This window comes from Nocardiopsis alba, assembly GCF_000710955.1.
In the GTDB taxonomy this organism is placed as follows: domain Bacteria; phylum Actinomycetota; class Actinomycetes; order Streptosporangiales; family Streptosporangiaceae; genus Nocardiopsis; species Nocardiopsis alba.
This window is the reverse complement of the sequence record NZ_BAZE01000005.1, coordinates 383178-403617: the sequence shown is the minus strand read 5'-3', so window position 1 is coordinate 403617 and position 20440 is coordinate 383178. Positions and strand designations below refer to the sequence as shown.

The window sequence follows — 20440 nt, the reverse complement described above, 5'->3', positions numbered from 1 at the left end:
GCGATAGTCCCCTCCATACCTAGGACCAGGCATCATGAGCAATGACATTCTGCGGTTCGCCACTGCGGGCTCCGTCGACGACGGCAAGAGCACCCTGATCGGCCGGCTGCTGTACGACTCCAAGTCGATCTTCGAGGACCAACTCGACGCGGTGGAGCGCACCAGCGTCGCCCGGGGCGAGGAGCAGACCAACCTGGCGCTGCTCACCGACGGCCTTCGCGCCGAGCGGGAGCAGGGCATCACCATCGACGTGGCCTATCGCTACTTCGCCACCCCCAAGCGCACCTTCATCATCGCCGACACCCCCGGCCACATCCAGTACACCCGGAACATGGTCACCGGAGCCTCTACGGCGGATCTGGCGATCATCCTGGTCGACGCCCGTAAGGGCCTTCAGGAGCAGAGCCGCCGGCACGCCTTCCTCGCCACCCTGCTCCAGGTTCCGCACCTGGTGCTGGCGGTCAACAAGATGGACCTGGTCGACTACTCCCAGGAGCGCTTCGAGGAGATCAAGGCCGAGTTCGCGGAGTTCGCGGCCAAGCTGGACACCCGCGACCTCGCCTTCGTCCCGATCTCGGCGCTGCACGGCGACAACGTGGTGAGCCGCTCGGAGAACATGCCGTGGTATGAGGGCGGCTCTCTGCTCCATCACCTGGAGAACGTCCACATCGCCTCCGACCGCAATCTGATCGACGTGCGCTTCCCCGTTCAGTACGTGATCCGGCCGCACCGTTCCAGCGACCCCGAACTGCACGACTACCGCGGTTACGCGGGCCGGCTCGCGGGCGGAGTGCTCAAGCCGGGGGACGAGGTCGTCCATCTTCCCTCCGGCCTGGCCACCCGGGTGGCCAGGATTTCGACGGCCGACGGCGAGGTCGCCGAGGCCTTCTCGCCGATGTCGGTCACCCTCCTGTTGGAGGACGAGATCGACATCTCGCGGGGCGACATGATCTGCCGGCCCAACAACACCCCGGTGGTCTCCCAGGACATCGAGGCGATGGTGTGCTGGATGACGGACGCGCGCAAACTCACCCCCCGTTCCAAGCTCATCGTGAAGCACACGACCCGCACCGCGAAGGTGATGGTCAAGGATCTGCGCTACCGCCTGGACGTCAACACGTTGCACAGGGACGAGCAGGCCGACCACCTGGCGCTCAACGAGATCGGGCGGGTGCGGCTGCGCTCCACCCAGCCCCTGTTCGTGGACGAGTACGCGAAGAACCGTCAGACCGGCGGTTTCATCCTCATCGACGAGGCCACCAACGTCACCGTCGGGGCGGGCATGGTCGTCAAGGCCGACTGACCTCCCCCACGCCGCACGAGAGCGGGATCGCCTTCGGGCGGTCCCGCTCTCGTGTGTTCGGGGGCGGATCGAGTCGCCCTCGGACCTGCGGATCGAAGGTGAGATCCTGCAGTCGTATTTCCAGATGTAAAAGAAACATAAGTCTTTTTCCGGGCCCCGGTTCCAGTCGGTTCGGTGTTAATGGGGTCTCTGGAGGGGGTGGGGTTACCGGGCGTTAGGTGCCTGTCCAGCGGGTCGGACCTGGCGTGGTGTCAGGCATCGAAGGGGTGAACGTGCCCGGGTGTCAGACATGGGATGAATGAAACGAGAAGAAAAAAATCCCTGGGGCTCTGGCAATAACGGTTCAAGTCTGCCTAAAGTGTCCAAATCGCAGGTGGGTCTCAATCGGGCGAATACGCACGGTGAGGACCCCTCTGTGTACCCCTGACCCCCGATCTCCCTCATAAGGAGGAACCGCGTGAAGAAGCACCCCACTCGCAGGGTCGCGATCGGCGCCGTCGCGGTCGGCGCGCTCACCATCCCCATGGCCCTCTCCGGGGCCGTCAGCGCCGGTGCGGCCGACCTCGCGCCGGTCTACACCAACGCCTCCGCCTCCAGCGACTGGATCGTCGTGCTGGAGGACTCGGTCAGCACGGCCTCGGTGTCCCCCTCGTCCTTCGGCATCTCGCAGGACCAGGTGAACCACACCTACGAGGAGGCCCTCAACGGTTACTCGGCCACGCTGAGCGAGTCCGAGGTCGAGGACCTGCGGGCTCAGGACGGTGTCGCCTACATCGAGCAGGTCGGTGAGGTCACCACCATGGTTCCCTGGGGCCTGGACCGGATCGACCAGGAGGACCTGCCCCTGGACGGTTCGTACACCACGGAGGCCGACGGCTCCGGCTCCTCGGCGTACATCATCGACACCGGCATCGACCCGGACCACCCCGACTTCGGTGGTCGCGCCGAGGTCGGCTTCGACGCCACCGGCGGTGACGGTCTCGACCGTCAGGGCCACGGCACCCACGTGGCCGGCACGGTCGGTTCCGACAGCTACGGTGTCGCCCCCGGCGCCGACCTGTTCGGCGTGAAGGTCCTCGGGGACGACGGCTCCGGCACCTACGACGACGTCATCGCGGGCATCGACTGGGTGGCCGAGAACGCCGGTCCGAACGCCGTCGCCAACATGTCGCTGGGCGGCCCGGCCTCGCAGGCCGTCGACGACGCGGTGAACGCCCTGGCCGAGTCCGGTGTGTTCGTGGCCGTCGCCGCGGGCAACGAGAGCCAGGACGCGGGCAACGTCTCCCCGGGCGGCGCCTCCGGCGTGGTCACGGTCGCCGCCTCCGACTCGTCCGACGGCGCGGCCTCCTTCTCCAACTACGGCTCGGCCGTGGACATCTACGCCCCCGGCGTGGACGTGGAATCGACCATCCCCGGTGGCGGGACCGACAGCTACAGCGGCACCTCGATGGCCAGCCCGCACGTCGCCGGCGCCGCGGCTCTGTACAAGAGCAGCCTCGGTGACGACGACCAGGGCACCATCCTGGACTGGATGATCGACAACGGCGGTGCCGACAAGATCAGCGGCGTCCCGAGCGGCACGGTCAACCTGCTGCTGAACGTCGAGGGTCTGTAGGACCCACCGGGCTGTGGAGACCCCGCGCGTCCACAATCCGGAGTGAGGATCGACGGGACGGCCCCGGGCCGGAGGGAGACCTCCGGTCCGGGGCCGCGTCGTGTCCGGGGCTCCCCGACACCGACGACCTTCCGGTCATGGTCCGTCACCGAAAGTAATAACCTGAAGGTGTGGATGGATATCGTCTGATCTTCGTCGGAGGAATGGGCCGCTCCGGATCGACCCTGATCGAACGTCTCCTCGGTGAGCTGCCCGGGTTCTGCTCCGTCGGAGAGACCGTGCACCTGTGGCGCCGGGGGCTGTTGGAGAACGAGCGCTGCGGCTGTGGGAAGGCCTTTCTCGACTGCGGCTTCTGGAGCGAGGTCGGGGAACGGGCCTTCGGCGGCTGGGGAGGCCTGGACGTGGACGGGGTCCTGCGCCTCAAGGACGGCGTGGATCGCACCCGTTTCCTGCCGGCCCTGCTCGACGGAGAGTGGGGGAACGGCGCGTTCGCGACGCGCGGCCGCCTCTACGTCGACCTCTACCACCGGCTCCACGGGGCGGTGGCGGAGGTCTCCGGGGCGCGGGTGGTCGTCGACGCGAGCAAACACGCCTCCCTCGCGGCCTGCCTGAGGCGCGGGTACGGCGATCGGATGCGCCTTCTGCACGTGGTGCGTGACCCTCGGGCGGTGGCCCACTCCTGGGGCAGGAGGGTGGCCCGCCCCGACGCCTCGCCCGACAGTCGGGAGAAGGAGATGGCGCGCTACTCCGCGGGCCGTGCGGCGGTCCAGTGGATGACCCAGAACGCCACCCTGGACGCGCTGGCGCGGCGAGGGGTGGCCACGCTCAGGGTCCGCTACGAGGACTTCGTGGCCGACCCCGACCGGGAGTTCGGCCGGATCGCCGACTTCGTGGGCCACGACGGTCCGCCGCTCGACCTGGGGGGCGCGGGGGTGGAGCCGACCGAGGGACACGCGGTCTCCGGGAACCCGATGCGCTTCCGGTCCGGCCCGGTGGGGGTCCGGGCGGATCACCGCTGGCGCGAGGAGTTCGCCCCGTGGAGGCGGTGTCTGGTCGAGGCGGTCACCGCCCCCACTCGTGGGCGCTACGGGTACTGATGTCCCCCTATGTGCTCAGGGGGTGTCGCCTGCACGGAAAATAACGTATCGTCATACCTTTGTTACCCTGTGTCATCTAAGGGGAAGAGGAGGCGATGGATCATGGGTGGCGGACCGATACGGGGCATGGCCGCGACGGGGGCGCTCCTCTTCGCGCTGGGACTGGCCGGGGCCGGAGACACGCCCACGGTCGCGGACGCGCCGAAGGCGCCGAAGGCCCGCCCCCTGACCGCCCTGCGACCACCTCCGAACCCGGAGGCCCTTCTCGGGCTACCGCCGGTCGGAGCGACCGGCTGCACCGTCTCGGAGATCCTCGAGACCTCCTGCGGCGTCTGGTGGGGGGCCAGTCCCTACCAGGACGAGGTCGAACCGCTGGAGGAGGCGGTCGGCCGGAACATGGACATCGTCTACACCTGGCGGGGGATCGACCAGGCCAGGGTGCCCGGAGAGCGCGAACTGCGGATGATCGAGGAGGGCCGCTTCGTCCACACCAACATCGAGGCGCGCCGTTTCGGCTCTCCCGGCCGTCCGGACATCCCCTACCGGGAGATCATCGCCGGAGAGTTCGACGACTCCCTCCGTTCCCAGGCACGCGCCGTCGCCGAGACCGGGGTCCCCTACTTCATCACCTTCGACCACGAGGCCGACGCCAACCGACGCTACAACCGTCGAGGCACCCCCGAGGAGTTCGTCGAATCCTGGCGGCACATCGTCGACCTGTACCGGCGAGAGGGGGCCGACAACGCCGTCTGGGTGTGGAACGTGACCGGCTGGCCCGACAACCTCGATCGGCTCCCCGGGCTCTGGCCGGGCAACGACTACGTCGACTGGCTCAGTTGGGAGGCCTACAACATGACCGACTGTGACTCCCAGCCGAACTGGAACCACGTGGTCTCCTTCGAGGAGGCGTTGGCCCCCGCCTACGAGTGGATCCAACGGGAGGGGCCCGAGCACGGGATCGACCCGACCAAACCGGTCATGATCGGTGAGATGGGCACCACCGACATCGGGGCCACCGAGACCTACGAGTGGTACGCCGAGATCCCCGAGGTCCTCAAACGTTACGAGCGCGTCCGCGCGGTCAAGCTCTGGGACAACAAGGTCTCCGAGGGCTGCGACTTCCGTGTGAGCGTCAACCCCCATGCCCTGCGCGGTTTCAAGCTGGCCGGCCAGGACCCGTACGTGAACCTGCCCGACCGGGTACGCGAACTGGTCGACTTCGCCGAGCGGCGCAAGCAGGGGCGGGAACAGGACTGACGGTCGGGGAAGGCACCGGTCGGGCGCGGCCGGCGTCCTCCCCGACCGTTCAGCCCCCCGCGGGCCGGGACATCGCCCAGGTACGCGGACCGCCGTCGGGAAGGTCGTACTCGGCGTCGACGGTGAACCCCAGAGACTCGTACAGGCGCACGTTCCCCCGGGCGGAGGTCTCCAGGAAGGCGGGCACGCCGCCGGCGTCGGCCTCGCGCAGACCGGCGCGAACGACCTCTCGGCCCAGTCCGCGCCCCTGGGCGTCGGGGCGGACCCCGACCGTGCCCAGGAACCACACCGGTCCGGTCGGGCGGTGGCGCTCCATGGTCGCCTCCGCCGAGGCGTAGGCGTCGGCCCGGTCCCCGGCCAGTTCGATCAGGGTGGGCAGGAGCCGTTCCAGCGTGACGTCGGCCCCACCCGAGTCCGGGGTCGACCACACGGCGACGGCGGCCAGGTCATCGGAGACGTGGACGCGTCCGTGCGGCAGACCGACCTCGGCGAGGAAGATCCGCTGGAACTCCCGGAGCCGCGCGAGGTGGTCGTCGGCGGTGATCGTGTGCCGTGTGAACGGATAGTCGGCGAACGCCTCCGCCAACGTGTCCGCGGCCCCCTCCACGTCCGCGACCGTGGCCTCTCTGATCATGTGTCTCCCCCTTCGAACCCACCGGCGGAACCGCCGGCCTCACCCGGAGGTTAGTGACCCCTCCCCCCGCGACGCCACGTATTTCGAGGCCGTCCCGGACGGGACGGCCCCGAACGTTCTCAGACGCCCTTGCCGCGCAGATGGAGCATGCGCAGGATCCAGCCCGGAGGCACCCCGCAGATCACCAGGAACGCCAGGTAGGCCCGCCCTTCGGTCGGGCGTGCCCGCAGGGTGGTGCCGATCCAGCGGAGAGCCCGCCCACGACGGCCGGCCGAGGCCTCGGCGAAGGCGATCTGGCCGGTGATGCGGGCGTAGCCGCGCGGCACCAGACGGAACTCCGGGTAGCGCCTCAACAACCAGCGCAGCGCGGTGGAGATGGTCTGCCAACGTTCGGCGAAGAAGGACTTGCGATGCCACAGCACCCGTACGCCCGCCTCGGGGATGTTGCGGATCGGCCCCCGCCGCGCCAGACGCAGCAGCAGCTCGTAGTCCTCGGCGTAGCTGCCCGGGATCTCCTCGCTCACCGCGCCGCAACCGTCCACCATGGCCGAACGGCGGATGAGGAAGGTGGAGGGGTGCAGCTCGGTCAGGCGCGAACCCAACAGGTCTCCGAAGGAGACGCTGGTGCGGTCCAGGACCCGCTCGGACTCCACCTTGTCGTAGACCACCCGGATCCCGCAGCACACCATGTCCGTTCCGGGTTCGGAACGCATGATCTCCACTTGGGCGCGGAGCTTGTCGGGCAGCCAGGTGTCGTCGTCGTCGCAGAAGGCCACCAGGTCGGTGACGGCGGCCAGCACCCCGGTGTTGCGCGCTCCCGCCAGCCCGGGCGTCTGCGTGTTGGTCATCACCTCGACCCGACGTTCCCCCTCGTCCAGGGCGAGGGAGGGGTCGGGGCGGTCGTTGTCGAACACCACGATCGTGGTGACGCGCCCCGGGTAGTCCTGTTCGGCCACCGCCCTCAACGTGCGGCGCAGCAGTTCGGGGCGGCCCCGGGTCGGGACGACCACGGTCACCTCCGGCCAGGTGTCGTCCACGACCGCGGTGGGCGTGACCGGTTCGGTCGTGGCGCCGTCGGTCACCAGGTCGATGAGCTCTCCGGCGCGCAGGGCCGCCCGCTCGGCCCCGCCGTCGGTCTCGGGTGCCACGCGGAAGTCCTCCGGGGAGGCCAACGCCTTGTCGATGAACGTGTGCAGTTGTTGGGCGGTCGAGCAGCCGCGGATCCGGCCGGCCCCCTCCATGCGTTCGACGAACAGCAGCTGGTGGTCGTCGACGTGCTCCTCCAACTCCGGGTCCCTGGCCACCACGATGGGCATCCGGCCCGCCGACCTGGCCTGGGTGATCGTGCCGGGGCCGCCATGGGCGACCACCACCCTCGCGTGCCGCATCGCCTCGGTCAGTTCGTCCCCGGGCAGGAACGGAACGCCGGAGGCCCGCTCCGGCGCGGATCCGTGCCCGTACTGGACGAGGATCCTCAGGTCCGGGTGGCGGCGGGCGTAGTCGTCGATCCAGCGCACGAGGCGGTCGAACGCGTGGTGGTCGGTGCCGACGCTGACGACCACGTCGGGATGGTCGTCCTCGTCGTCTCGGTGCGGGTTCGGGCGTGTGGTCTGTTCGGTCACAGGAGTGGTCCTACGGTGATCGCGGTCGGCATGAACGAACGCTGTTCCTCCCATTGGGTGAGGAACAGCCTGGTGAACGGCTTGCAGAGGCGGGCGGTGAGAGTGGGCGTGTCGATGCGGTCGTAGACCTCGATGTAGACGGTCGGGATCCGCAGCGCCCAGGCCAGCACGAAGAAGGGCAACGCGACCCCGGCTCCGGTGCTGACGACCACGGAGGGGCGCCGTCCGCCCATCACCCGTAGGGCCAGGACCGTGTTGCGCAGCAGGTTGCTGATGTGACGGGTGGTCGGGTGGAAGGCCCACCGCACGTTCTCCCCGCCGAGGGCGGCCTCGGCGTCGGGCGTGCGGAAGGTGACCCACACGCGTTCTCTGTCCCGCCACCAAGGACGTAGCGAGCACAACTGGGTGAGGTGACCGCCGCTGGAGGCCACCAGAAGGACCGGACGTGCAGACATTTCGTGATCAACTCATAACCGTGTGTCATGAACCGGGATGTGCGAGTGCGGGGTCGGGGCTCTCGGGTTCACCTCCACGACCTCAGGGACAGGTGGTCGCGCAGCCACCACAGCGACGCCAGGTGCCCGAGGACGCCCGCGGCGATGGAGATCCCCAGGGCCGGAAGTCCGCCCCCGGTCATCGCCTCCACGACCAGGGGGAGTCCGCCGAACCACACCAGGGCGCAGCCCACGGCGACCAGGACCGGACGACTCACCGGATGCAGCGCCACCAAGGAACGCAACTGCCACAGGGGCAGGGTCTTGCGCACCAGTACCGCGATCACCAGTGCCACCGCCGCGCCCACCGCTCCGTGGGAGGGCACCAATAGCAGGCACACCCCCACGTTGGCCAGCAACGACAGCAGGTTGTTGAGCAGGTTCAGGCCGGTGCGTCCGGTCATGGTGAGCACGAGGTCTCCCATGCCCAGGACCGCCCCGGTCAACTGTCCGAGGCACACGGTCACCAGGACCACGGCGCCGGTCGCGTACGCGTCTCCGAACAGCCGCATCACCTCGGGGGCGAACACCAGCGCGGAGAGGTAGAGAGGCCAGTTCAGACACACCAGCCAGGCCGTTCCCGCCTGGTAGAGCGAGCGCACGCCCGAGTGGTCCTCCGCGGCCAGGAGCTCCACGAAACGGGGCTGTGCCGCGTACAGCACCGCCTGGGTGCCGAACTGGCCCACCACCATGATCCGGGTGGCGGCGGTGAAGACGGCGGCCCCGCTCAGGCCGCCGAGCAGCGCCACCATCACCACCCCGCCCCGCTGCACCCCCATCTGGGCGACCCCGCCCAGGGCGCGAGGGAGCGAGAAGGCCCAGAACCTCGCCGGGGTGACCGGGCCCTCGTCGTCGGGCGGCACGGCGACGCTCTCGGGAACGGAGCGGCGTACGAGTCGACCCACCCAGAACCAGGCCAGCACCGCCGCCGGCAGGTAGGGGCCGGCCCAGGCCAGGGCCAGCAGCCCGACCGAACCGGTCAACGCGATCATTCCGACCAGCGCGAGCTGCGCCAGCGGCCGACCGACCCGGTCCACCAGGACGGTCGCCGACATGTCGTGATGGGCCCGGGTCGCGGCCAGGGCCGTGTCGGTGAGCACCGCGAACGGGAGGAACAGCGCCAGGATCCTCAGGTAGGCGGCGGCCTCCTCGGGGCCGAGGGCGTCGGCGAGGGGGTCGGCGAACACCAGCAGGAGCACCGAGACCAGGGACGCCGTCACCACCGCCGGTCCCATGGCCAGCCGCAACAGCGCGGGGACGCCTCCGGGGCGGCCGAACACCCGGAGCCGGGCGATGAAGTACACCAGCCCGTCCGGGGCTCCCAGGTTGGCCACCGCCGTCATGATCAGGAACACCGACGTCGCGGAGAACAGCAGGCCCGCCGTCTCCTGGGAGAAGGCGCGGGCGATCGCGACGATCAACGCCAGGTTGAGCGCGGCGCTCACCACCGCGCCCGCCATGTTGATCACCCCGCCGCGCAGTACGCGGCGGGTTCCGCGGTCGACGCGGTGTTCCGCCGACGTCACATCGACCACGAGGGGGTGCGCCCCCACCAGTCGGCGAGACGGGTGTCGCTCTCGGTGAACCGTGCGGTGAGTTCGGCGCGCAGGGAGTCCGGCATCACCGAGCGTTTACGGGCGTTGTGGCGACCGGGCGCGGCCATGGGGGTGGTGGGCAGCCCGAGGAAACGGACGATCCCCTCCAACGCGCGGGAGGTTCCGTCGAACAGGTCGGCGTAGTCCACCACGTGCATGCGCTCCCGCCCCACCCGGGCCTCCATGCGCAGCAGTTGATCCACGTAGTGTCCGCGCGCCACGTACCCGTGGTGCTGGTGGGAATGGGAGTAGTGGCCCGGGTCCTCGATCAGGCGCTCCTCGGCGCCCGCCAGACGCTCCGGCTCCAATTCGATCGCGCGCGCGAAGGATTCGGTCTCGAAGCCCCGGGCGGTCTCATGGGCGTGCGCGGAGTAGGCCCGCTCGACCGGATCGCGCAGGAGCACCACGACCTTGACCCCGGGCAGTTCGCGGGCGATCCGCTCCGGGGCCAGGGGATGGAACAGGTAGTACGGGCTGGACTCGAAGACCAGGGTCCGCGGTCGCCCCCACCGGGACCGCAGACCGCCGCGCAGAGGGAAATGCGAGCGGTACCAGGACAGTCCGCGGTGGTATCCCGTGTCGAAGTAGTGGACCCCCTTGCGCAGGGTCGGACCGGAGATCGCGGGGTGCGAGCACAAGGCCTTGAACAGCGAGGTGGTGCCCGACCGCTGGGCTCCGCAGATGAGGAAGTCCGGCAGGGCCCTCGCCGGACTGGTCACGCCCCCCAGCCCGTCGGCGATCGGTAGCAGGGCGCGCCGGGCCGGGACGGCCAGGCGGTTCAGCGCAGAGGTGGCCCGGGACATCGCGAGCTCCTTCGTTGTGAGACGTGGCCCCATCGCGGCGACGACGGGGTCGGGACGCGTGCCGTCCGATGACATCGGTCGTTCAACCGGTGTGGACGGCCTCGTGGGCGGCTCGTTCCTGGAGCCCCTCCAGGGCGGGGAGCAGCCAGTCGTCGACGGCGGCGAGGTGACCTCCGCTCTCCGCCTGACGGTCGTGCAGGTAGCGGGTGGCCAGGTCGATCAGGTACAGGGCCATCACGGTGGAGACCGTGTTGGGTCGTACTCCGAGCTCGGCCAGGAGAGGGTCGCGCAGAAGCCGCGCGCCGCTGTCCAGCCAGCGGTGCACCCCCGGGTGGACCCCGGCCTGAACGCATTCGTTGAGGTCGTAGTGCAGGGCGTCGAACCCGGCGGGGGCGTCCAAGGACAGGCGTTCCCAGTCCCAGACGAACGCCCGTCTCGCGGTGCCGGCGATGTTCCATCTGGTGAGGTCGCCGTGCCAGGCGCCGAAGCACAGGGACACGTCCGGGAGGCGTTGCAGCGCGGCGCGCAGAGGGCCCACCTCGGGCCGGGAACCGAGCTTGGCGATCCGTTCGTCCAGCGCGCTCCGGTAGGGGCTCATCGAGAGTCGGCGTTCGGTCACCGGGGCCACGGAGACGATCCGGGTGACGCAGCGCAGGAGCTGGTGTCGGGTGGGGCGGTCGGTCTGGCCGCCCACCGGGAGCCCCTCCTGCACCAGCAGAGGCTGTCCGTTCCACTCGCCCTCGTAGAGGAGACGGGGCACCGTCACGTCCGGCAGTCTCGCCTCCGACAGCAGCCGGAGCGCCTCGGCCTCGGCCCGGACCAGCCGGCCGGTGAGCTCGTTGACCGCGACCTTGGCGTAGCCGATGGTCCGCCCGCCGGGGGTCAACAACAGCAGGACCGGTTTGCGGTTGGCGCGCGGCGGTCCCAGGTGGATCGCGATGGACAGATCGCGGTCCAGCGCGGCGGCGAGCGCGTGCTCGATCCCCGGACCGGCGCCCACGTACAGCCGGTCGCGCAGCAGGAGCGGGGCCACCCCGCTGGCGAAGGCCCCGGTCAGCAGCAGAGTGCGCAGGCGCTCGCGCAGGGAGTGGTTCTGCGCGAAGGAGGTGATGCCCCGGGTGGCCGCCGAGCGGTCGTGCACGGGCAGGATCACCCTCGGGTTGTGCGCGCTGGGCACCGGCAGGTACTGGTGCCCCCGGCGCCGGGGAGGCGCGTTGCGAGGGCCTCCGTCTCCGGTACCGAGCAGTCCGCCGCAGGGCCACAGCACGGCGGCGAGATCGGTCAGGTAGGTGGTCTCTGTGGTCACCAGGCACCCCCGCCGGTGCGCGCGGGTCCCCGTCGTGCCGACACCCTCGGTTCCTCGACGCGCCACAGGAGGGCGACGGCGATCATGGTGACGGCGAGCGGGGACATGAGCGCGACGTAGAAGAACATGTACCAGAACAGCAGCAGAACGGTCAGCAGGGCTCCCTGCCCGACCAGGGTGGTCGCGGAACGGTAGCGCCACGCGACCAGGACGAAGAAGGCCACGAACAGGGCCGTGCCGACCCAACCACCGGCGATGAGCGTCATCCACAGTTGACCGGCGTTGCCGATCACGTGCTGCCCGCAGCCGGGGCACTCGGCGGTGGGGCCGACCGCGATCGAGTCGGAACTGCCCAACGACTCCCGCGTGGTGCCCCACCCCACGATGGGGGAGAGGTCGGCGGCCTCGACGGAGGCGGAGTTGGTGGCGGCGCGGCCGTCGTCGCTGTGGGGGTTGTCCGCCCGCGCGCGCACGACGTCGGCGAGAGGGGACAGGAACAGGCCCGCCATCAGGAAGAGCATCGCGACCGTGCCGGCCAGGACCGGGACCACCCGACCCCGGCGGAGCGCCTGTACGGCGACGAAGAGCACCGAGAGGACCAGGCCGGCCCACAGCGCGCGGTTCAGCGAGTGGACGACCGGGGCCACCGAGGCCACGACGACGATCAGCGCGGCCCAGCGGACCGGCCCGGTCCGTTGGAGGATCCACCCCAGTACGAGCCACACCAGGAGCAGGGACAGCATGTAGCCCCAGATGTTGGTGTACTCCCAGGGGGCCTTCGGCCGGGCCGATTCGTAGCCGAAGATGTCCATGACCTGGGCGGAGGCCGGATGGATCAACGTCTGCATGTAGGGGTCGGAGGCCAGGGAACCGGGCATCAGGTACTCCAGCGGCGCGGTGAACTCGAACCGCGGCGCGAGCATCCCCAGGTAGCCGCCGGCCACGGTGACCAGGCACAGCACGGCCAGGGCCCACACGACGCGGCGCACCGGCAGTTCACGCTCGGTGAGGTTGCCGATGTAGAGCATCACCACGGTCAGCACCAGGTAGTTGACCGCTCTGAGGATCGCCCCCGGAAAGCCCCCGCTCTCGGGGACGGTCCCCGGCATCGTCAGGGGCACCAGGGCCAGACCGAGCAGGGTCCACACCAGGAACAGGCCCCACACCCAGAACCACGGGGGGACCCGCAGGCCCACCGTCCGGTGTCGCCGGACCAGCTCGGCGAACATCGGTACGGCGAACAGCCAGTAGGCGAACTGGCCCATGCCCAGAGCCCACCACAGGGGATAGCCGGCGAGCAGCCAGATCAGAGGTCGTCCGGTGACCGGGGCGAGGCCGCGCGCGGGCGCGACCTCCCAGGCCACCCCTTTCGGACGCGTCCCTCGGACGGCCCGGCCCCGGGCCGTCAACGTCGGGATCCCGCGGAGGCGGCCCCGGCGCCGACGGAGGGGGTCGAGTCGGAGCCGTTCGTCTCCTCCTCCTTCTCGGCCTCGGACGTGTCGGCCTCGGCGGGCCGCGGGGGCGCGGACGGGACGGACTCGGGCAGGGGGGCGGGCGCGGGCTGACGGGGGACCGTGATCGAGCCGGGCACGGCCACCCCGAAGCGGGAGCCGGCGGTGATCAGCTCGTTCAGGACCTCGCGGCGGCTCCGGCCCAGCTCCACCACCGGGAGCAGCAGGTCGGCGTGGGCGGCCAGCGCGTGGGCGTCGGCGCGCTCTCCGGCGGAGGCGGTCACGATGACCACGAACTCGGCGCGGGGACGGAGCAGGTCGACGAGCTCGGCGGCGCCGCCTTGGAACGGGGCCGTGACGCCCGGACGGCCGTACCGCAGCGCGCGCAGACGGGGGAGCCCGGAGGGGCGGACCACCAGGTCGTCGGGGTTCTCGCCGTCGACGAGGATCTCGGCCAGACCGGGGCCCTCGTCGAGCCCGAGGAGGGCGTTCATGGAGTCGGCGCGCGGGTCGGCGCACACCAACAGGGTGTCGGAGCCACCCCGGGCCAGGGCGGCGGCCAGGTTCACGGCGGCGGCGATCCCCGAACGCCCGGGAGTGGTGCCCGTGACCACGATCACCTGGCCGGAAGCGGACACTCCGTCGACCACGGAGGCCCCTCCGACGGACGCGCGGGCACGGATCAGGTGGGCGAGTTCGTCGGCGCGCCGGCCGTCGGGGTCGGCCTCGGTGAGCAGCCCCGGGGTCCGGTCGGGGTCCGTGCCGGGAGTGGACAGGTCCAACAGGACGGGCAGGCCGGCGATCCGGGCGGTGTCCTCGGTGTCGCGCAGGCGCGGGTCCAGCCGGTCGCGCACGACGGCGGTCAGGAGCCCGGCCAGGAGCCCGAGGGCCGCGCCCGCGACGATCCACAGTGCCGGGATCGGGGAGGAGGCCGAGGCGGGCAGGTCGGCCGGGGTGAGGACCTGACCGGGGGAGACCGTCTCGCGCAGGGCGCCGAGCGGGCCGATCATGTTGCCGAGGTCGCCGATCTCCTGCCGGAGGGCGTCGGCGCGGGCGCTCTCACCGGCGTTCGAGTCGCCGGGGGCGGTTTCGGACAGCGCGTCGTAACGCTCCTGCTGTTCGGCCCGCAGAGTCTCCAGATGGCCGTCGATGAGGTTCCGGACCTGCGTTCCACGCTGTTCCAGGTAGGCGTCGGCGAGGGCGGCGGCGCCCGTGCGCGCGGTCTCCGGGGAGCGGGCGGAGTAGTGCAGTTCCATGATGTTGCTGTTGGGCGGGACGGTCACGTCGACGTGTTCGCGTACGTCCTCGGCCGAGGGGGAGCCGGGGATCTCCTCGGCGGCGGCGCCGGCGACCCGGTCGGAGAGGACGACCTGGGCCTCGCTGTCGAGGTTGACGTCGCCGGTCAGGCGGCCGGAGCGCTCCCCGGTGAACTCGGCCATGCCGGTCGGGTGCACTTGGACGGCGGTGACGGAGGTGTAGGTGGAGGGCACGGCGAACGCCCCCGCGGTGGCCAGGACCAGTCCGCCCAGCACACCCGCGACCACGAGCCGCCGGCGGCGCCTCAAGAGTGCGGTGTACTCCTTCAGTTCCGGTCCGGACGGGCCGGGGACGTCGGTGGCCATCGGGTCCTCTCCACACAGACATGGCAGCACTTTTAGTAAGTGATTGCATACTAAGTGTAATCCCTTTGGGTCTGCCCGACGGTTTGAGAAACGGCCTTTTCCCTTCCGAAACTGTCCGGAAACCGAGGGTCGAGGGGGAGAATCGACCAGATAAAGCGGACATCAAGCTTCTTCGAGCATGAAAAAGGGCGTCGGGATCTCCCGACGCCCCGCGCGCACGCGCCCGCGGACCTACCCTCCGGCGATCGCCGTGGGCAGCCCGGTCTCGGACTCCCAGGCCTGGTCGCACTCCTTCTGGCTGGAGACCGTCTGGGCCCGTGCCGAACAGTCCCGGTACTCGGTGGCCGGCCCGTTGTAGACGAACAGCACGGCGATCATCGACGCGGAGAGGACCACGCCCACCATGCCCACGGCCATACTCGCCAGGGCGCCGGGGGCCTCGGAGCCGTGGGCTTTGGCCGCTCGGCGGGCGCGTAGCCCCTGCACCAGGCCGAAGGCGGACAGGACTCCGCTGTAGGGCGGGAACAGAAAACCCGCCAACCCGAGGAACAGCCCCCAGAAGCCGCCTCGCTCCACCTTCGGTGGCTGGCCGTCGGTCCGGGACTCCGGGCTGTGGTCGGTCACAGGTTCACTCCTTCGATGGCACCGTGCGGGGCGGGGCGCCGTGGTCCGCGGCGCCGGAGCGGCGCGGGGTCGTCTTGGACGCGAATGGAACTGAGGTCCGCGTGGGGTAGACGCTACCCGGACCGATAGGGTGGGAACGCGGACGGGCCGAGTAGGCCCAGGTCCGGCGTGTGCGCCGGACGTACGCGCATTCCGGATGCCGCGCCGTCCCCCGGCGCCCCCGGGAGCGGAGGGCCTCGGGCCTCTCCGCATCGTTCTTCTACACGTGAGGGAGAAGCACGCTTTGTCCGCGCGAGTGGTGGTTCTCATATCCGGGGCGGGCAGCAACATGGCCGCTCTGATGGAGGCCGCGAAGGACCCCGACTACGGGGTCGAGATCGTCGCAGTCGGTACGGATCGCGAGGGAACACGCGGTATCGAGGTCGCCCGGGAGGCGGGGGTGCCCACCTTCGTGGTCCCCTTCCGCGCCTACGCCGACCGTGCCGAATGGGATACGGCCATGTCCGACCGGATCGCCGAGTACACACCCGATCTGGTCGTCTCCGCCGGCTTCATGCGCATCCTGGGGCCCGCCGTCGTCGGCCGGCACCAGGCGGTCAACATCCACCCGGCCCTGCTCCCCTCCTTCCCCGGCGCGCACGCGGTACGCGACGCGCTCGCCCACGGTGTCCGCATCACCGGCACCACCATCCACTTCCTCGACGAGGGCGTCGATTCCGGGCCGATCATCGACCAGGTCGCGGTGCCCGTCGAGGACGGAGACGACGAGTCCGGCCTCCACGAACGGATCAAGGTCGTGGAACGGCGGATGCTGGTCGACACGGTCGGCCGGCTCGCCCGTGAAGGCTGGACCGTCGACGGCAGGCACGTGCGGTTCGGCCGCACCGACACGAAGGAGAACCGGTGACCCAGCAGGCCATCAGGCGTGCGTTGATCAGTGTGTACGACAAGACCGGTCTGACCGACCTGGGCGCGGGTCTGGCCGAGGCCGGGGTGGAGATCGTCTCCACCGGCTCCACCGCCGCCACCCTCACCGCGGCGGGCGTGCCCGTCACCCCGGTCGAGGACGTCACGGGCTTCCCCGAGATCATGGAGGGCCGGGTCAAGACCCTCCACCCCTCCGTGCACGCGGGCCTGCTCGCCGACCGGAACAACCCCGACCACGTCGCCAAGATCGACGAGTTGGGCATCGCCCCCTTCGATCTGGTCGTGGTCAACCTCTACCCCTTCTCCGACACCGTCGCCTCGGGTGCCTCCGAGGCCGACTGCATCGAGAAGATCGACATCGGCGGTCCGGCCATGGTGCGCGCCTCCGCCAAGAACCACGGCAGCGTCGCGATCGTGGTCGACCCCGCCGCCTACGACTCCGTGCTGGAGGCGGTCCGGGCCGGCGGCTTCACCCTGGACCGGCGCAAGGCCCTGGCCGGGCTGGCCTTCCAGCACACCGCCGCCTACGACGCGGCGGTCGCCGAGTGGTTCGCGACCGCCTACGCCCCCGACACGGAGACGGACGAGGGCGGCCTGCCCGCCTTCCGCGCCTCGGTGTACACCCGTGAGAGCGGTCTGCGCTACGGCGAGAACCCGCACCAGAAGGCCGCCCTCTACACCGAGGTCGGCGCCTCCGGCGGTCTCGCCGGCGCCGAGCAGCTGCACGGCAAGGCCATGTCGTACAACAACTACGTCGACGCCGACGCCGCCCTGCGCGCCGCCTACGACTTCGACGAGCCGTGCGTGGCCATCATCAAGCACGCCAACCCGTGCGGTATCGCCGTGGGCACCGACCTCGCCGAGGCCCACCGCAAGGCGCACGCGGGCGACCCGGTCTCCGCGTTCGGCGGGGTGATCGCCGCCAACCGCGAGGTCGACGCCGAGGTGGCCGCGCAGATCGCCGAGATCTTCACCGAGGTCGTCGTCGCCCCGGGCTTCTCGGACGAGGCGGTCCGGACCCTGTCGGCGAAGAAGAACATCCGCCTGCTGGTGGTCGCCGACCCGGCCAAGGGGCCGCGCCGCGAGTTCCGTCAGGTCAGTGGCGGTCTGCTGGTCCAGGACACCGACGTCGTCGACGCCGAGGGCGACGACCCCGCCACCTGGACCCTGGCCACCGGCACCCCCGCCGACGAGGCCACGCTCGCCGACCTGGCCTTCGCCTGGACCGCCGTGCGCGCGGTCAAGTCCAACGCGATCCTGCTCGCCGCCGACGGCGCCACCGTCGGTGTCGGCATGGGCCAGGTCAACCGGGTCGACTCGGCCCGGCTCGCGGTCTCCCGCGCGGGAGACCGGGTCAAGGGCGCCGTGGCCGCCAGCGACGCCTTCTTCCCCTTCCCGGACGGTCTGGAGATCCTCACCGAGGCCGGCGTCCGCGCCGTCGTCCAGCCGGGTGGTTCGGTCCGCGACGCCGAGGTGATCGCCGCCGCCGAGGCCGCCGGGGTCACGATGTACCTCACCGGCACCCGCCACTTCTTCCACTAACCGAGCAGGAGCAACGCATGAGCGCGATCGTTCTGGACGGAAAGGCCGTCGCCAAGGCCATCAAGGAGGATCTGGCCGGGCGGGTGGCGCGGTTGCACGCCCAGGGGATCACCCCCGGGCTGGGGACCGTACTGGTGGGGGACGACCCCGGCAGCCACTCCTACGTGCGCGGCAAGCACCGGGACTGCGCCCAGGTGGGCATCGCCAGTATCCGTCGCGACCTGCCCGCGGACGCCACCCAGGCGGACGTGGAGCGGGCCGTCCACGAGCTCAACGAGGACCCGGCGTGCACGGGTTACATCGTGCAGCTCCCCCTGCCCAAGGGGCTGGACGAGGGGCGCGTGCTGGACCTGATCGACCCGGTCAAGGACGCCGACGGTCTCCAGCCGGTCAACCTGGGCAGGCTCGTCCTCATGGAGGAGGCCCCGCTGCCCTGCACACCGCGCGGCATCGTGGAGCTGCTCCGCCGCTACGACGTGCCGCTCAAGGGCGCGGAGGTCGTCGTGGTCGGACGCGGCGTCACCGTGGGCCGCCCCCTGGGGCTGCTGCTCACCCGCCGTTCGGAGAACGCCACCGTCACCCTGTGCCACACCGGCACCCGTGACCTGGCCGAGCACACCCGTAAGGCCGACGTCATCGTCGCCGGAGCCGGGGTGCCCGGGCTGATCACCCCCGACATGGTCAAGCCGGGGGCGGCCGTGCTGGACGTGGGCGTCTCGCGCACCGAGGCCGGTCTCGTCGGAGACGTGGCCCCGGGCGTGGAGGGCGTCGCCGGGCACCTTTCCCCCAACCCCGGGGGAGTGGGCCCGATGACCCGGGCGATGCTGCTGGTCAACGTGGTCGAGGCCGCCGAGCGTCAGGCCGCGGCCCGGTCCTGAGCGCACCGGTCCACGGCGAGGGGCGGTTCCGTACGGGACCGCCCCTTCGGTGTGCCGGGCACGGGCTCAGACGGCGCGACGCGAGTGGTCTCCCACCGGCATCGGCCGGACCAACCCCAGGGCGACCACCTCGTTGGCCAGACGGGTACGCCGGTTCTGCCCCTCCGGGATGCGGAACTTCTGGTAGAGCCGCAGGAGATGCTGTTTGACGGCCGCCTCGGTGACCACCAGGGCCTCGGCGATGTCGCGGGCGGTGGCGGGGGCGACGAAGGCCTCCTCGGACAGGGCCGGGCGGCACAGGGCGGTGAGCACGTCCAGCTCGCGTCGGGTCAGCTCGGGGGTGGCACCGCGACGCAGCACCTTGTCGGGGCTCAACTGTTCCTTGGGAAGCCCGCCGATCCGACAACGGGCGGTGCCGAAGCTGACGACGTCGCCCTCCTCCAGGACCCGCCGGGCGATCGGACGGCCGTTGACACGAGTGCCGTTACGCGACAGACCCAGGTCCACCACGTAGACGTAGGGTCCGCGGCGGATCAGTTCGGCGTGCAGCTGGGAGACGCTCTGGTCGTCCAGGCGGATGTCGGTCCCCTCGCCGCGGCCGACGGTGGTGACCTCGTCCGCGAGGGGGCGGACCTCTCCGGTCTCCTCGACACGAAGGTAGGGGCCCTCCACGGCGGATCCCCCCGAACCGCCGGTGTGCGGTCGGTGCGGGTAGGAGCGGCGGTGGGGGAGGGCGGGTTGACGTGGGGTGGCGGTCCGATCGATACGACGCGTGGGCTTCATGGGGGTAGGTCCTCGCTCACCGGTGCACTCAATCTCCAGCTGGGTTACCCGGCTGGTACGTGTTCTACGCGCTTACCCCGCAGTTAGGGGGATAAGGCCCGGGATTACGGTCTTGTGGCCGAACCGGAAGCGGGAAACGGTCGCCGGAGCCTCACTAGGGAAGTGGGTCCGTTTCGGTGAGACCTGAGGTGTCACCGGGGCCGGACACTACAATGGGCGCGGTCCCTCCCAGGGCGGAACGCGATCTCAGAGGGGATCGGCCGGAGCCTCCCGAACGTGAGCCGTGGTCGAGCGCCGTTCGGTTTCGGACAGAGTCCCGGACGAAGGATGGCCGATCCGGGCCGGCGGCCCGGGAGAGACCGTGAGAACGAGCCGCGAGGCGGCCAGGCAACTCGGAAGCGAACAGGTCGGGACGCGGTGAACGACGCGGAGCAGGCTGAGGTGGCGGGGTCGGACGGGAACATCCCCGACGACGGCGCGGGCGAGAGGAAGGCCCCGGTCCGGAGGGCGGTGCCGTACTGGCTCTCCCAGGTCCCCTACGCGCTGGTGCTGTCCACCCTGGCGGCGGGGATCGTGGTCGTGGCCGCCGCCTACTTCAAACGGGGACCGGCGATCATCGCGGGGGCGCTGCTGCTCGCCGCGACCTTCCGTCTGGTGCTGCCCAAGGACTGGATCGGACTGCTGGCGGTGCGGCGCCGATGGGTCGATCTGCTCACACTGGTGACCCTCGCGGTCCTTCTGATCGTCCTGGCATGGGTGGCGCCGCAACTCTCCTCATGAGCGTCTAATAAGCTTGATGTCGAGATACCGCGACACCGATAAGCGCCGCCTCCCCGGATGACACGGACACCGGGCGGGATCAGGGATCGCCGCGCGCGGAGCGGCAC

At 70.6% G+C, this 20440-nt stretch carries 18 protein-coding genes; 8 read left to right on the top strand and 10 right to left on the bottom strand.

Features of this window, described 5'->3' with window-relative positions; all coding sequences use genetic code 11:
- Positions 1–34: 34 nt before the first annotated feature.
- From cysN to TR33_RS12370, 4 genes are all read left to right on the top strand, one after another.
- Entirely contained in the window at positions 35–1303 is a 1269-nt protein-coding gene (cysN, locus tag TR33_RS12385) for a sulfate adenylyltransferase subunit CysN (RefSeq protein ID WP_017533390.1), read from the top strand.
- Between the two features lie 457 nt (positions 1304–1760).
- Positions 1761–2918: a S8 family peptidase gene (locus TR33_RS12380; RefSeq protein WP_017533391.1), complete on the top strand. Its 1158-nt coding sequence runs from the start codon at positions 1761–1763 to the stop codon at positions 2916–2918.
- A 203-nt stretch (positions 2919–3121) separates the two neighbouring features.
- Positions 3122–4015: a sulfotransferase gene (locus TR33_RS12375; RefSeq protein WP_036567692.1), complete on the top strand. Its 894-nt coding sequence runs from the start codon at positions 3122–3124 to the stop codon at positions 4013–4015.
- Positions 4016–4117: 102 nt separating this feature from the next.
- Complete coding sequence (locus TR33_RS12370) at positions 4118–5272, top strand: glycoside hydrolase family 26 protein (RefSeq protein WP_017533393.1); 1155 nt, start codon at positions 4118–4120, stop codon at positions 5270–5272.
- 49 nt (positions 5273–5321) lie between these two features.
- On the opposite strand, the gene TR33_RS12365 is transcribed toward TR33_RS12370, so the two are convergent.
- From TR33_RS12365 to TR33_RS12325, 9 genes are all read right to left on the bottom strand, one after another.
- Positions 5322–5906 (bottom strand): GNAT family N-acetyltransferase, encoded by a 585-nt coding sequence (locus TR33_RS12365; RefSeq protein WP_017533394.1) that lies wholly within the window; start codon positions 5904–5906, stop codon positions 5322–5324.
- Positions 5907–6025: 119 nt separating this feature from the next.
- Complete coding sequence (locus TR33_RS12360; protein WP_017533395.1) at positions 6026–7528, bottom strand: glycosyltransferase; 1503 nt, start codon at positions 7526–7528, stop codon at positions 6026–6028.
- The gene (locus TR33_RS12355) at positions 7525–7983 is read right to left on the bottom strand and encodes a glycosyltransferase family 28 protein (RefSeq protein ID WP_042283207.1); all 459 of its coding nucleotides are present in this window, start codon (positions 7981–7983) and stop codon (positions 7525–7527) included. The genes TR33_RS12360 and TR33_RS12355 overlap by 4 nt, the downstream gene beginning before the upstream one ends.
- A 68-nt stretch (positions 7984–8051) precedes the next feature.
- Positions 8052–9575 (bottom strand): lipopolysaccharide biosynthesis protein, encoded by a 1524-nt coding sequence (locus TR33_RS12350; protein WP_042283205.1) that lies wholly within the window; start codon positions 9573–9575, stop codon positions 8052–8054.
- Entirely contained in the window at positions 9545–10420 is an 876-nt protein-coding gene (locus TR33_RS12345) for a sulfotransferase family protein (protein ID WP_042283203.1), read from the bottom strand. The genes TR33_RS12350 and TR33_RS12345 overlap by 31 nt, the downstream gene beginning before the upstream one ends.
- An 82-nt stretch (positions 10421–10502) precedes the next feature.
- The gene (locus TR33_RS12340) at positions 10503–11726 is read right to left on the bottom strand and encodes an aminoglycoside phosphotransferase family protein (protein WP_014910832.1); all 1224 of its coding nucleotides are present in this window, start codon (positions 11724–11726) and stop codon (positions 10503–10505) included.
- On the bottom strand, positions 11723–13090 hold the full coding sequence (locus TR33_RS12335; protein ID WP_042283202.1) for an O-antigen ligase family protein: 1368 nt from the start codon (positions 13088–13090) through the stop codon (positions 11723–11725). Before TR33_RS12335 ends, TR33_RS12340 begins: the two co-directional genes overlap by 4 nt.
- Before the next feature lie 41 nt (positions 13091–13131).
- On the bottom strand, positions 13132–14799 hold the full coding sequence (locus TR33_RS12330; RefSeq protein ID WP_042283199.1) for a YveK family protein: 1668 nt from the start codon (positions 14797–14799) through the stop codon (positions 13132–13134).
- Between the two features lie 231 nt (positions 14800–15030).
- Entirely contained in the window at positions 15031–15423 is a 393-nt protein-coding gene (locus tag TR33_RS12325; protein WP_042283196.1) for a hypothetical protein, read from the bottom strand.
- A 295-nt stretch (positions 15424–15718) separates the two neighbouring features.
- Here TR33_RS12325 and purN point away from each other — a divergent pair, with 295 nt between their 5' ends.
- From purN to TR33_RS12310, 3 genes are read left to right on the top strand one after another with little or no spacing between them, the layout of a single operon-like run.
- Positions 15719–16330, top strand: a complete 612-nt coding sequence (purN, locus tag TR33_RS12320; protein WP_026124784.1) for a phosphoribosylglycinamide formyltransferase — start codon at positions 15719–15721, stop codon at positions 16328–16330.
- Entirely contained in the window at positions 16327–17892 is a 1566-nt protein-coding gene (gene purH, locus TR33_RS12315; protein WP_014909912.1) for a bifunctional phosphoribosylaminoimidazolecarboxamide formyltransferase/IMP cyclohydrolase, read from the top strand. The genes purN and purH overlap by 4 nt, the downstream gene beginning before the upstream one ends.
- A 17-nt stretch (positions 17893–17909) precedes the next feature.
- Entirely contained in the window at positions 17910–18770 is an 861-nt protein-coding gene (locus tag TR33_RS12310; RefSeq protein WP_014909936.1) for a bifunctional methylenetetrahydrofolate dehydrogenase/methenyltetrahydrofolate cyclohydrolase, read from the top strand.
- A gap of 66 nt (positions 18771–18836) precedes the next feature.
- On the opposite strand, the gene TR33_RS12305 is transcribed toward TR33_RS12310, so the two are convergent.
- Positions 18837–19442 (bottom strand): FHA domain-containing protein, encoded by a 606-nt coding sequence (locus TR33_RS12305; protein WP_014909505.1) that lies wholly within the window; start codon positions 19440–19442, stop codon positions 18837–18839.
- Positions 19443–19970: 528 nt separating this feature from the next.
- Here TR33_RS12305 and TR33_RS12300 point away from each other — a divergent pair.
- Complete coding sequence (locus tag TR33_RS12300) at positions 19971–20333, top strand: DUF3017 domain-containing protein (RefSeq protein WP_017533403.1); 363 nt, start codon at positions 19971–19973, stop codon at positions 20331–20333.
- The last annotated feature ends 107 nt before the right edge of the window (positions 20334–20440 follow it).